We start from the raw sequence: 12,460 nt of genomic DNA, 5'->3' as shown, positions 1-12,460 counted from the left end.
GCCGTGCCGGCCGTCGCGGTCGCCGTTGCGGCCGGCGGTGGGAGTGGAGCGTTACGAACGGCCCTTGGCGGGCGCCTGGAGGTTCCAGAGCCGCCCGTCGGGGTCGCGGACGGTCATCAGCCTGGTCCCGAAGTGGGTGTCCTCGAAGGGGCTCACCACCTCCACGCCCTCGCCCGGCTGGAACGCGTCGGCGTCGGCCACCTTCAGCACCAGCTGGAGCGGCGTCTCCCGGTCCGCCGGGACCTCCGCGATGAAGACCGTCGGGCCGTCACCGTTGCGCAGCTGGCCGGAGTTGTGGTCGGTCTCGAACTCCAGCTCGTAGCCGAGGCTCTGGAAGAACTTCGCGGACTTGCCCCAGTTGTGGGTCTCGATGAACACGGCTTCGATGCCTTCGGTCGCCATCTCAGTCCTCCTGGACGGAATCGTCGAACGGTTGCTCGTGCCGGGGGTGGGGCGCCTCGAGGTAGGCGCGCAGTGCCTCGGCGACCAGGGCCGACAGCGACAGCTCCGACTCGATGGCGCGGTACTTGACCTGCTTGATCAGTTCGACCGGCAGGTACACGTTGAACTGCTTCACATCCTCGTTTCCCACAGCACGATGCTAGCACTCTAGCTTGCTAGCAAGGTAGCCGAGCGAAAGACCGGAGAAGACCGGATCAGGGGAGCGAGGGACTCGGGAGTGATGGGGCGGCGCGGCCCGGCCCGGTCTCAGCGGGCGGTGCGCTCCGGCATCGGCTCCTCCGCCCCCGCGATCGCCAGTACGCAGTGCAGCGGGTGCTCCGCCCGGCCCGTGCGGTCGAGGGTGACGGCGAGCGGCTGCGGCGGCTCCTCCGGCAGTTGGGCGGAGAGCGTCAGCGGGTAGTCGCCGTGGCCGTGGACGCGGTGGAAGGCGCACTCCTTGCCGTCCACCAGCAACTCGGTCTCGGTGATCAGGCCGGAGCGGACGTTGACAGTGACCGAGTGCCCGGCCCGGTCGACGTGGAAGCTGTACCGCTGGCGCATCGGAACCTCCCGCGAGAGCCTCGCACCGGGGTGGAATCCGCCGAGGCGAACGGAGCGGCCAGGGCCAGTCTAGGTCGGCCCGGCCGACTCGGCGCCCGGTCGCTGCCCGGCCGCTGCCCGGACGCTGGCGTCCCACGTGGGCGGGGGAGTGCGAGCGGGTCACCCCTGTCCGCCCCGGCCGCCCGCCCACCCCTGAGAAATCCCGGGGGCGGGGCCGACCTGCAGGCGGATCCTCATGATCTCTACAGTGCTGTAGATTCGTCCACAGGGAGAGATCGAGGAGGGCATTGTGGGAGTTTCGCTGGCCAAGGGCGGCAACGTCTCGCTGAGCAAGGAGGCGCCGGGTCTGAGCGCCGTGATCGTGGGCCTCGGCTGGGACGTTCGCACCACCACCGGGGCCGACTACGACCTGGATGCCAGTGCGCTGCTGTGCAACGCGCTCGGCAAGGTGGTCTCCGACCAGCACTTCGTCTTCTTCAACAACCTTCGCAGCCCCGACGGTTCCGTCGAGCACAGCGGCGACAACCTGACCGGCGGCGGCGACGGGGACGACGAGCAGATCAAGGTCGACCTGGCCCGGGTGCCGGCGGACGTCGCCAAGGTGGTCTTCCCGGTGTCGATCTACGACGCCGACGCCCGGCTGCAGAACTTCGGTCAGGTCCGCAACGCCTTCATCCGGATCGTCAACCAGGCCAACGGCCAGGAGATCGCCCGCTACGACCTGACCGAGGACGCCTCGACCGAGACCGCGATGGTCTTCGGCGAGCTGTACCGCAACGGCGCCGAGTGGAAGTTCCGTGCCATCGGCCAGGGTTACGCCTCCGGCCTGCGCGGCATCGCCACCGACTACGGCGTCAACGTCTGACCGAGGTCTGACCGACGTCCGAGGACCTCGGGAGATGTGACGGAGGATCGGCGGCTGCCGGGCTGCCGGGCTGTCGGCCTGACGGGTTGTCGGGATGTCGGCCTGGCGGGTCGATGGGCCGGGAGCCCGCTCAGCCGGACCGCCCGAGCGCGTGTCCGCCGAACCCTCCGCCGCCGGTGACCTGGTCCCGCCACCAGGCGGCCATCGCCGGCTCGTCCATGCCCGGCCAGTCCGGCGCCTCGGTGACCTGGGCCCGCCCCAGTCGGCGGCCCAGGTCCACCAACGCCCGCCCGGCCGCGCTGGTCTCCCGGTCGTACTCGGCGAGCACGGCGGACCAGGGGCCACCGCCCAGCCGTCGTCCCGCCAGCTCGAAGGCGTGCGCGTCCTGCAGGGCCTTCACCGCGCCACTGGTGTTGTGCGGGCGGACGATCGTCGCCGCGTCCCCACCGATCAGCAGCCGGCCGGCCGTGCGGCGCGGGGCCGCCAGGTCGTAGACGGGCTGGAGCAGGGTGCGTTCGCGCGGAGTCAGCGCGACCACGCCCGCCCAGTACGGCGGCAGGTGACGCTCCGCGAACTCCCGGAGCCCGTCCAGCTGGCTGTCGTCGAGGGCGCCCGCGGCGACGGCGGTCGGGCCGTCCAGTCGCAGCCAGGCCGGGGCCGGGCTGTAGAAGACCCAGTTCACCTGGGTGCTCCCGGGGGTCAGTCCGGGGATGCGGTAGAGCACGACCTGGCCGCCCCGGTAGCAGACGGTGACGCACTCCTCCTCCGGCCAGACCCCGGCCCCGCCGGGGAGTTCGGCCAGCAGCGCGGAGTCGTAGCTGCCGCGCCAGCACACGTACCCGGCGTACTCGGGGACGGCCTGCGGGCAGACGGCCGCGCGGACCACCGACCGGTAGCCGTCCGCGCCGATCACCACGTCGTACGGCGTACGGGTGCCGTCGGCCGATTCGACCCACCCGCCGTCGTCGCCGGCGCCACCGTTGCCGCTCGCATCGCCGTCACCGCCGCCGACCGCTGCGACGGTCGTGCCCAGCCGGTACTCCACGGTGTCGGGGGTCCGCTCGCGCAGGGCCTGCCAGAGCACCGCCCAGTGGTGGGAGTGGAACGGGAAGGGCTGGGCCCACAGCAGCCGCCCGCGCCCGTCCGGGCCGTCGCCTCCGCCGGGCCGTCCTCCGGTCGGCCCCCGGGTGAGCCAGCTGCGCACGGTGAGGCGGTGGCGGCGGGTGTCCGGCGCCAGATGCCCGGCGTCGACCAGTTCTGCGAAGCGGTCGTTGTGGGTGCAGATGCCCAGGCCGCGGTCCTCCAGCCGGCCGGGGCTGCGCTCCAGCACCACGACCCGCTCCGCCCCCAGCCGGGCGGCCGCCCCGGCGAACGCGCTTCCGGCGATGCTGCCCCCGACCACCGCCACCGAGCCACCGCGCACGGCCGCCCCCCTCCCATGAGCCCCGACGCCCGGATGACCGGGTGTCCCGACGACCGGAACCGGATGACCGGGTGTCCAGGACTCCGGGACTCCAGGTGTCCGGATGCCGGGTCTCCGGGTGTCCGGGTGTCCGGCCGTCTGGATGTCCGGCCGTCCGGGTCTCCGGGTGTCCGGGTGTCCCGATGTCCGCATGTCCGCCACAGGACGATACGCCGTCGGGCCGGGGCGCGGGTGGACATCCGCGGCCGGCTATGCAACTAGTTGCATAGCGCTCCGGCCGTCCCCTACCCTTCGGTAACAAAGCCTCGTGACCCCGTCCCACCGCCGCCCCTTCAGGAGACGTCGATGAGCTCCACGCCCGGCAGCAACAGCTACCCCCACCTGCTCAGCCCGCTCGACCTCGGCTTCACCACCCTGCCCAACCGCGTGATCATGGGCTCGATGCACGTCGGCCTGGAGGAGGCCCCCGACGGCTACCAGCGGATGGCCGCCTTCTACGCCGAGCGTGCCCGCGGCGGCGTCGGCCTGATCGTCACCGGCGGCATCGCCCCCAACGAGGCCGGTCGGCCCTGGGAGGGCGGCGCGATGCTCACCACCGAGGAGGAGGCCGAGCAGCACCGGGTCGTCACCGACGCCGTGCACGCCGCCGGTGGCCGGATAGCGCTGCAGATCCTGCACTTCGGTCGCTACGCCTACCACCGCGACCTGGTCGCCCCCAGCGCCCTCCAGGCCCCGATCAGCCCCTTCGTGCCCAACGAACTCAGCGCCGAGCAGGTCGAGCAGACCATCGAGGACTTCGCCCGCTGCGCCGAACTCGCCCGCCGGGCCGGCTACGACGGCGTCGAGATCATGGGCTCCGAGGGCTACCTGATCAACGAGTTCATCGTCGGCGCCACCAACCGCCGCGAGGACGAGTGGGGCGGCCCGTACGAGCGCCGGATGCGCTTCCCGGTGGAGATCGTCCGCCGGGTCCGCGAGCGGGTCGGCGAGGACTTCATCATCGTCTACCGGCTGTCCATGCTCGACCTGGTGCCCGGGGGCTCCACCCTGGACGAGGTGGTCCAGCTCGCCCAGGCCGTCGAGGCGGCCGGCGCGACCATCATCAACACCGGCATCGGCTGGCACGAGGCCCGCATCCCCACCATCGCGACCTCCGTGCCGCGCGGAGCCTTCGCCTGGGTCACCAAGCGGGTGATGGGCAAGGTCGGCATCCCGCTGGTCACCACCAACCGCATCAACACCCCCGAGATCGCCGAGCAGTTGCTCGCCGACGGCTGCGCCGACCTGGTCTCGATGGCCCGCCCGCTGCTCGCCGACGCCGACTTCGTCACCAAGGCGCGGGACGGCCGGGCCGACGCCATCAACACCTGCATCGGCTGCAACCAGGCCTGCCTGGACCACACCTTCAACCTGCAGATCACCTCCTGCCTGGTGAACCCGCGGGCCTGCCACGAGACCGAACTCGTGCTCTCACCCACCAAGCGGCGCAAGCGCATCGGCGTGGTCGGCGCCGGCCCGGCCGGGCTCGCGTTCACCGTCGCCGCCGCCGAACGCGGCCACGACGTCACCCTGTTCGACGCCGCCGAGGAGATCGGCGGGCAGCTGAACATCGCCCGCCGGATCCCGGGCAAGGAGGAGTTCGACGAGACGCTGCGCTACTTCCGCACCCGGCTGGCCGAGTTGGCCGTCACCCAGCGCCTCGGCGCCCTCGTGACCGCCGAGCAGCTCACCGCCGAGGGCTTCGACGAGATCGTCCTCGCGACCGGCGTCACCCCCCGGACTCCGGCGGACATCCCGGGAATCGACCACCCCAGCGTGCTCGGCTACCTGGACGTGCTGCGCGACGGCGCGGCCGTCGGCGAACGGGTCGCCATCCTCGGCGCGGGCGGGATCGGCTTCGACGTGGCCGAGTTCCTCACCGACCAGGGCGACCAGGCCAGCCTCAACCCGCCCGTCTTCCAGGCCAGGTGGGGCATCGACCCGGAGTACCGCGAGCGCGGGGGGCTGCGCGCCCCCGAGCGGCCGAAGCCGCCGCGCACCCTCCACCTGCTGCAGCGCAAGACCAGCAAGGTCGGCGCCGGCCTCGGCAAGACCACCGGCTGGATCCACCGCACCGAACTCAAGCACCGCGGCGTCACCATGGTCGCCGGCGCCGCGTACGACCTCATCGACGACGCCGGACTGCACCTCACCGTCGACGGCGAGCGCCAACTCCTCCCGGTGGACACCGTGGTGCTCTGCACCGGCCAGGAGCCGCGCCGCGACCTGTACGAGGCGCTGCGCGAGCGCGGCGTGGCCGCCCACCTGATCGGCGGCGCGGACGTGGCGGCGGAGCTCGACGCCAAGCGGGCCATCAAGCAGGGCACGGAGCTGGCGGCGCACATCTGACCTCCCAATGGCCGCCGGGCCACGGGCCCGTACCGGGGACCGCGGCGGGTGCCGCCGAGGTCCCCGGTACGGGCCCGGCGCGGTCCGGCGCGGTCCCGACGCCCGGCGCCGCTCCGCGTCGCGCTGCGCCGCCCGGGGCGCCCGGGGCTCCTGGGGCCGCCGGGAGGACGCCTGACGCTCGCCCTGGGCCGCCTGACGCTTTCCCCACGGTCGCCCGGCAGCGCCGTCACCGCCCCTGACCTGCGCGGATCCCCGCCCGCGCGCCCCGCCCGGCGCCCGGTGGGACACTGGTGACTTGTCCCTGTCCTCACTCCCGACCGGGGGCCAGCCATGTCCCTCCCGAGGCCTCTCCACGCCCTCACCACCGCGGTCGTCGTCGTGACGGCCGTCCTGGGGCCGGCCCGACTGGCGTCGGCGGCACCGGCCCAGGACCTGCCCTCCGCCGACCAGCTGAAGGCGGCGCTGCTCACTGCGGACGACATCGGCCCGGGCTACACCGAGGCACCCGCCAGCACCGAGAGCCCCGGCCCGAGCGACAACCCCACCCCCGTCACGGGCTGTGACGCGCTCAGCGCCCTGGTCACCATGCACACCGGTCAGTCCAGCCCCGCGACCCCGCACGCCGAGACCGAACTGGACGGCCCCGACGACGGCAACCCGATGGTGACCGAGGCCCTCACCGCCGAGGACCCCGGCAAGCTCACCACCGACCTCAACACCGTCACCGACGCCTTCAAGACCTGCCACACCATCACCTTCACCGCGGGCGACACGGACACGGTGACCTTCACCGTCACCCCCGTCACCCTCGGCGACCGCCAGGACGCGCCCGCCGTCCGCCTCGACGGCACCCTCGCCGGCGTCCAACTCAACGCCTTCATCGGGGTCGAGCGCTTCGGCACCGTCGGCATGGCCTTCGGCTACTTCCAACGCCAGGGCGCCGACTCCCAGACCGCCTCGATGCAGTACCGCACCGCCGTCGCCAAGGTCGAACGCACCCTCGGCACCACCGCCGGCAGCACCACCCCGCCCACGGCCACCCCCACCCAGGGCCTGTCGGTCTGACCGCGCGGGCCTCGCGCGCACCCGTCCGGGCCCGGGCGGCCGCACCCCCGTGGCGGCCGCCCGGTCGCCGCGTCACGGCAGGTACGTGACCTCCGGGAAGCGCGGCGACGGGCCGTCGAACAGGGCGCCGCCGCGGTGCCGGAGGTGGAGGTCGAAGAAGGCGAGCGGGTAGGCCTGCTGGATGAGGATGCCGCGCCGGGGGTCGAGGGTGCCGACCTGCTCCTGGATCTGCTGCTCGGTCATGCCGAGCAGCTTGCCCGCCTGGGGGATCAGCGTCATGTTGTCGCCGTAGGAGGAGTGGACGGCGCCCTCGACCCGGAGGGTGCGGCGCCAGCCGCGCAGGTGGGTCCAGAAGGTCTCGACGGCGGAGTCCGGGGTGCGGGGCCAGTCGGCGGTCATCACCAGGAACGGCCGGTCGAGGTCGGTGGTGATGGCCGGGATCATCGGCCCGTCGAGGCTGAGGCCGGCGCGCACGCGGGGGTCGGCGACCGCGGTCTGGGCGGTGACGCTGCCGCCCTTGGACCAGCCGAACATGCCGATGCGCTGCGGGTCGAGGGCGCCGAGCAGGCCCTCGGGCAGCTCGCGCCGGTCGGCGTCCGGGTTGCGGCCGGCGGCGAGGGCCTCGACGCAGTCCAGGACGAAGCGGAAGTCCGGCAGGTAGGCGCGCACGCCCGTGTCGACGTCCGGGTCCTGGGACGGGGCGGTGGCCGGGCCGCCGGGGAACTGGGTGAAGGCGTCGTGGGGGAGGTCGACGGTGATGACGGCGTAGCCGTGGCTGGCGAGCTCCTGGACGATGACCGTGTGGTCGCCCCGGTGGCTGTGCGCGCCGTGGGCGTACACGACGACGGGCAGCCGGCGGCCGGTGCGGTGCACGGGCGCGCCCACGTGCCCGGCGGTCAGCGGGGCGACGGAGAGCGGGAGCGGGAAGCCGACGTCGTCCAGGAAGAGCCGCAGCGGGGCCTCGGCGAGCCAGGGGGCGAGCGGGAAGGCGTCCGCCTGCCGGGCCGGGTACCAGACGCTCGCCATCAGCTCGCGGTACCGCCCGGGCCCGGCGGCCGGGTCCGGCCGGGAGGTGTCGCGCAGGTGGAGGGCGACCGTGCCGACGGCGTACGGGCCGGTGGGCGGCGGCAGGGTGAGCCGTTGCGGCGAACTGCCCGGAGCGGCGGGGGACTCGGCCCGGGTGGTGGAGGACTCGGCCCGGGCGCTGGGGGCCGCGGCCCAGGCGCTGGAGGCTGCGGCCCGGGCGGTGGAGGCCAGGCCGAGCGGGGCAGCCGCGCCCAGCGCCATGGCAGAGCCGAGCATGCGGCGGCGGGTCAGTCCGTGGGGGCCGGTGAACGGCGTGGTGTCCATGCGCGGAACGGTGTCACGCGGCCCGAACGTCGGGCATCCGTCCACCGGTTGATCTCCCGGCCGCGCGCATTGGCCCACGGGTTTACATCCCCGGGCTGATGTGCCATCAGACCCCGGGACCAGCCTGCGGACATGACGAACGGATCGAGCACCGTGGTGCTGATGTGCGGCCTCCCGGGTGCGGGCAAGACCACCTACGCCAGGGCACTGGTGCGGCGCGGCTACGTCCGGCTCTCCATCGACGAGGTGGTGTGGCGGCGCCTGGGGCAGCGCGACGCCGGCCGGGTGCTGGAGCCGGATGCGTTCGAGCGGCTGAAGGACGAGATCCGGGCCGAACAGCGCCGCCGGCTCGTCGAGTTGGTGCGTGCCGGGCGGGACGTCGTGGTGGGCTACAGCTTCTGGAGCCGCGCCGCCCGGGACGACTACAAGGCGCTGGTCGAGAGCAACGGCGGTCGTTGGGAACTGATCCACCTCAAGGTCGACCGCGCGACCCTCGAAGCCCGTCTCGCGGTGCGGAACGAACAGTGCGGAGCCGACGCTGTGACCGTGGACGAGCAGCTGCTCGCCGGCTACGTCGCCAAGTTCGAGGAACCGGTGGGGGAGGGCGAGCAAGTCGTCCTGCCGTCCGCGGGGTAGCCGGCCAAGGGCGCTGCACGGCCCGCCGATCCCCGGCCGGGTACGCGAGGAAGGCCCGGGCGCGCGGCGGGTGCCGCAGGCCCGGGCCTCGCCGGTCGGATGACTCTCCGTCTCTCTCCTGAGGGTCAGTTGAAGACGAGGACGTCGGTGCGCATCGGCAGCGAGCTGCCCCAGTCGATGTTGATCTTGAAGGTCACCACGCCGTTGCCGGGGGCGATGCTCGACACCTGGAGGGCGGCGGCGCCGACGAACCGGTTCCCGTTGGAGTCGATCTCGGAGGCGGTGATGACGACGGTCGAGTCGATGCCGATGACGTTCCAGTGGATCTGGAGGTTGAAGATGCCGTGCGCCGGGGTCCAGGTCCACCAGGACCGCCACACGGAGCCGACGTTGCCGGCGACGTCCGCGAGGTTCTGGCCGTGGAGGGCGGGCTGGGACTGGAGCGCGATCTGCGGGATCTCGGAGGCGGAGGACCCGGTTGCGGTCATGGCGGCAACTCCTTGCGCCGGGAGAGTCAGGAGCTCTCCGAACAATCCGAGTGTCGGTCAGTGTACAGATCGTCCGCAATCACTCACACGGGTGACGCTGGGCCCGCAAGTCCCCTGCTCTACGGCCTAGTTAGCGACTCGCTCCGACCACTCCCTCCGTGTCCCGGCCTCCGCGCAGCAGCGCCGCGATCACCACGGCCAGCACCAGGCCGACGGCCACCAGCCCCCACAGCACCGAGTGGAACGCGGAGTCGTAGGCGCGGGTGAGGAACCCGGCGAAGCCCGTCCGGTCGGTCGCCCCCGAGAGTGCCGCGGCACCGGCGAGGTCGCCCCCGGCCGCCTGCTCGGCGACCCGCGCGGCGTTGCCGGCCCCGGGGTACCCGCCACCGCCGATGCCGTCGCCGATGCCGTCGCTCACCCGCCGTCCGAGCACGGTCGCCAGCGCCGAGCCGTACACCGCCACGGCCACCGCCTCGCTGCCCAGGCGGAGGGTGTTGAGGAAGCCCGCCGCCATGCCCGCCTTGGCCGGGTCGACCAGCGCCAGCGCCTGCCCGTCCACCAGCCCGGCCGAGAGTCCCATCCCGGCGCCGGTCACCAGCATCGGGGCGGCCAGGACCAGCACCCCGGCCGACGGGGAGAGCAGGGTGAGCGCCAGGTCGCCGAGCACCAGGCAGACCAGGCTCAGCCCGATCAGCGTGAGCGGGCGGATGCCGCGACCGACCAGCCTGGCGGCGACCATCGGGCAGACCAGCACCGGCGCCGTCAGCAACAGCATCAGCAGGCCGGCCGTGCCGGCGTCCCGGCCGGTGACGGCGGTCAGGTAACTCGGCAGGTAGGTGAGCAGGGTGACGAAGCCGAAGGAGGCGGCCACCGGCACCAGGCACAGGCCGAGGAAGCGGCGCTCGCGCAGCACGCCCAGGTCGAGCATCGGATGGGCGCTGCGCCGCTCGACGGCGACGAAGACGGCGAGCGCCGCGAGCGCGGCGGCCAGCAGCCCGAGCACCCCCGGGCTGCCCCAACCCCACTGCGAGCCCTGCACGATGGCGGTGGTCAGCAGCACCATGGCGACCACGAACAGCGCGCTGCCGGGCACGTCGATCCGCCCGCCGCCCCCGTGGACGGGCACCGCCCGGGCGATCGCCGGAACCACCGGCAGCACCAGCAGGAGAGCCACCGCATGAGCGGCGAACACCCAGCGCCAACCGAGGCCCTGCACCAACGCGCCCGCCAACGACGGCCCGACGGCGACGCCGACGCCCGCGACCGTGCCGAACAGCGCGAAGGCCCTGGCCCGGGAGGGTCCTTCGAAGACGGTGGACAGGATGGCCGCCCCGCAGGAGAAGATCGCCGCTCCACCGATCCCGGTCAGCGCCCGGGCGGCGTCCAGCAGGAGCGCGTCGCCGGCCACGGCACTGGCCAGCGAGCCGGCGGCGTAGAGCGCGACCCCGGCGGCGAAGGCCTTCACCCGCCCGACGACGTCCGCGACCGATCCCCACACCAGGGTGAAGCAGGCGAACGCCACGTTGAAGGCGTTCACCACCCACTGCAGCGGGGCCAGCCCGGCGTGGGTGTCGGCGCCGATGTCGGGCAGCGCGACGGCGGTGCCGGAGATCGACATCGGTACGACGAACACCGCCAGCAGCACGGCCACGAGGGTGAGCGTACGGCGGGAACGCGGCGGCGCGTCCGGTGCGGTGGACGGGATCGTGGTTGCTGGGCTCATCAGGGCAGCACTCCAGGCTCGAACCGGCCATGGCATGACCAGGTACGGATTTGATCGAACCTTAAGCTGCCATGCCCCCGAGGTACGATGCAACCCATACCTCTGCCCCGCCCAGGGAGGACCGGCACCGATGCCCGACGAAGAAGGCCACCCGGCCATCGACGAACTCGACCTGCGCACCGTCATGAGCGCCCTCGCCGACCCCCTCCGCTACGGAGTCGTCACCGCGCTGCTCCGCGAACCCGCCGACACCGCCCGCACCTGCGCCTCCTTCAACCTCCCCGTCTCCAAATCCACCCTCACCCACCACTTCCGCGTCCTGCGCGAAGCCGGCCTCGTCCGCCAGGTCGACCGCGGCAACTCCCGCGCCGCCACCCTCCGCCACACCGACCTCGACACCCGCTTCCCCGGCCTCCTCGACCTGCTCCGCGCCAACCCCTGAGGCTCGCCGGAGAACACCGAAGCGGCGGCCGAGAACCCTCGACCGCCGCTTCACCGCGTCCGTTCCCCCGTCCGAAGTGCCTCCTGCGAGCGAGGCATTCCTCCTGGGCGGTCAGCGCCTGAGCACACCCTCCTCCCAGTCCGAAAGGTCGCCGTTGGCGGCGCTGCGCCGATCAACCCACTTCCCTTCGGGGAGAGGGACCTGCAAGACCAGTTGCCTCCCGAATTTGTTGAATGAGAGGTGGACTTCCCCCCCCGCTCCAGGAGCTCGACGAAGCGCAGGAGCCGGTGGGCGGGAACGTCGTCGAACACGTAGTTCTCGAAGAGCACCCTGACCTCGCCGAGATCCTCCCTCGGCATCACGAGGTACGCGTGCCCGACCGGGCTCTCGAACCGGATGTCGACGAGTCGCGGATCGTCCGCGACCTCCTCCATCGCGATCGAGGAGAAGACGCCGGAGCTGTCGGCCGCCGCCACAATCTCCTCCGCCGACACCGTACGGGGCACTTTATTCTGGGCCATCCACTCCCTCCACGGTCCGTTCCACAGATCGGCGAAACGGGTCAGTCCCCGATGAAGCGAACGATGTACGCGGGCTCCGCCAAGGCACGCCGGAGCAGCGCGCGAAGTTCGTCGAGGAAGTCCCGCTGGGCCGCCGAGGCGGGGTGACCGGCGGTCCGGTCCAACTCGGCAAGGGCCAACGCGCAGAAGTAGTGGTCGAACTCGGAGTCGCGGTAGGGATCGACCCGCGCCAACGTGGGAAGGGCGTCTCGGCCGACCGCGGTGATCGCGGCTGCGAGTTCTCCGTCCTCGAGGAGGAAGGCGACGATGTCGGAAACGGCCCTCCGGCCGGATCTCCGTTTCTGTCTCGCCTGGTGGTTCGTGTCCGCAGTGAGCGTCGTGTCCACGAGTTGGATGGAAAGCCCCATGTCTCGGTCTCCTGGTACTTGCGCAGATGGCCGGCTACACGGCTTCGACCAGTGCGGGGTCGTGTCCCTTGATGTGGTGGAGCGGTCGCATGCCAACGGTCATGCGGTGGGCGGAAGTTCATCGTGGGTGGGGTAGATCTGTTCCATGCT

General features: G+C 72.6%; 14 protein-coding genes. 5 read left to right on the top strand and 9 right to left on the bottom strand.

Annotation, left to right across the window (positions count from 1 at the left end):
- Positions 1-51: 51 nt before the first annotated feature.
- From ABT247_RS25940 to ABT247_RS25930, 3 genes are all read right to left on the bottom strand, one after another.
- Positions 52-402, bottom strand: coding sequence for a VOC family protein (locus tag ABT247_RS25940; RefSeq protein ID WP_350746565.1), 351 nt, complete (start codon positions 400-402; stop codon positions 52-54).
- A gap of 1 nt (position 403) precedes the next feature.
- The gene (locus tag ABT247_RS25935; RefSeq protein WP_350746562.1) at positions 404-592 is read right to left on the bottom strand and encodes a ribbon-helix-helix domain-containing protein; all 189 of its coding nucleotides are present in this window, start codon (positions 590-592) and stop codon (positions 404-406) included.
- A gap of 116 nt (positions 593-708) precedes the next feature.
- Positions 709-1,002, bottom strand: a complete 294-nt coding sequence (locus ABT247_RS25930; RefSeq protein ID WP_350746559.1) for a hypothetical protein — start codon at positions 1,000-1,002, stop codon at positions 709-711.
- 289 nt (positions 1,003-1,291) lie between these two features.
- Here ABT247_RS25930 and ABT247_RS25925 point away from each other — a divergent pair, with 289 nt between their 5' ends.
- The gene (locus ABT247_RS25925; protein WP_350746556.1) at positions 1,292-1,867 is read left to right on the top strand and encodes a TerD family protein; all 576 of its coding nucleotides are present in this window, start codon (positions 1,292-1,294) and stop codon (positions 1,865-1,867) included.
- A 130-nt stretch (positions 1,868-1,997) separates the two neighbouring features.
- Here ABT247_RS25925 and ABT247_RS25920 read toward each other — a convergent pair whose 3' ends face one another.
- Positions 1,998-3,290 carry an FAD binding domain-containing protein gene (locus ABT247_RS25920; RefSeq protein ID WP_350746554.1) on the bottom strand — a complete coding sequence of 431 codons (1,293 nt, stop codon included), beginning with the start codon at positions 3,288-3,290 and terminating at the stop codon, positions 1,998-2,000.
- Between the two features lie 345 nt (positions 3,291-3,635).
- Here ABT247_RS25920 and ABT247_RS25915 point away from each other — a divergent pair, with 345 nt between their 5' ends.
- Together ABT247_RS25915 and ABT247_RS25910 are read left to right on the top strand one after the other, a co-directional pair.
- Positions 3,636-5,678 (top strand): oxidoreductase, encoded by a 2,043-nt coding sequence (locus ABT247_RS25915; RefSeq protein ID WP_350746551.1) that lies wholly within the window; start codon positions 3,636-3,638, stop codon positions 5,676-5,678.
- A gap of 330 nt (positions 5,679-6,008) precedes the next feature.
- Entirely contained in the window at positions 6,009-6,743 is a 735-nt protein-coding gene (locus ABT247_RS25910; RefSeq protein ID WP_350746548.1) for a hypothetical protein, read from the top strand.
- 72 nt (positions 6,744-6,815) lie between these two features.
- Here the strand turns inward: ABT247_RS25910 and ABT247_RS25905 are convergent, their stop codons facing one another.
- A complete protein-coding gene (locus tag ABT247_RS25905) occupies positions 6,816-8,093 on the bottom strand; it encodes an alpha/beta hydrolase family protein (RefSeq protein ID WP_350746545.1) in 1,278 nt (425 codons plus the stop codon).
- A 132-nt stretch (positions 8,094-8,225) separates the two neighbouring features.
- On the opposite strand from ABT247_RS25905, the gene ABT247_RS25900 reads away from it, so the two are divergent.
- A complete protein-coding gene (locus ABT247_RS25900; RefSeq protein WP_350746542.1) occupies positions 8,226-8,729 on the top strand; it encodes a P-loop nucleotide/nucleoside kinase family protein in 504 nt (167 codons plus the stop codon).
- A 125-nt stretch (positions 8,730-8,854) separates the two neighbouring features.
- Here ABT247_RS25900 and ABT247_RS25895 read toward each other — a convergent pair whose 3' ends face one another.
- Positions 8,855-9,217 carry a hypothetical protein gene (locus ABT247_RS25895; protein ID WP_350746539.1) on the bottom strand — a complete coding sequence of 121 codons (363 nt, stop codon included), beginning with the start codon at positions 9,215-9,217 and terminating at the stop codon, positions 8,855-8,857.
- A gap of 130 nt (positions 9,218-9,347) precedes the next feature.
- The gene (locus ABT247_RS25890) at positions 9,348-10,940 is read right to left on the bottom strand and encodes an MFS transporter (RefSeq protein WP_350746536.1); all 1,593 of its coding nucleotides are present in this window, start codon (positions 10,938-10,940) and stop codon (positions 9,348-9,350) included.
- A gap of 130 nt (positions 10,941-11,070) precedes the next feature.
- On the opposite strand from ABT247_RS25890, the gene ABT247_RS25885 reads away from it, so the two are divergent.
- Positions 11,071-11,382 carry an ArsR/SmtB family transcription factor gene (locus ABT247_RS25885; protein ID WP_350746533.1) on the top strand — a complete coding sequence of 104 codons (312 nt, stop codon included), beginning with the start codon at positions 11,071-11,073 and terminating at the stop codon, positions 11,380-11,382.
- Positions 11,383-11,432: 50 nt separating this feature from the next.
- On the opposite strand, the gene ABT247_RS25880 is transcribed toward ABT247_RS25885, so the two are convergent.
- A complete protein-coding gene (locus tag ABT247_RS25880) occupies positions 11,433-11,903 on the bottom strand; it encodes a hypothetical protein (protein ID WP_350746531.1) in 471 nt (156 codons plus the stop codon).
- 41 nt (positions 11,904-11,944) lie between these two features.
- A complete protein-coding gene (locus ABT247_RS25875; protein WP_350746528.1) occupies positions 11,945-12,310 on the bottom strand; it encodes a hypothetical protein in 366 nt (121 codons plus the stop codon).
- Between the last annotated feature and the right edge of the window lie 150 nt (positions 12,311-12,460).

It is taken from the genome of Kitasatospora sp. NPDC001539 (assembly GCF_040298565.1).
Classification (GTDB): Bacteria; Actinomycetota; Actinomycetes; order Streptomycetales; family Streptomycetaceae; genus Kitasatospora.
This window is presented reverse-complemented; position numbering and strand designations above follow the sequence as displayed.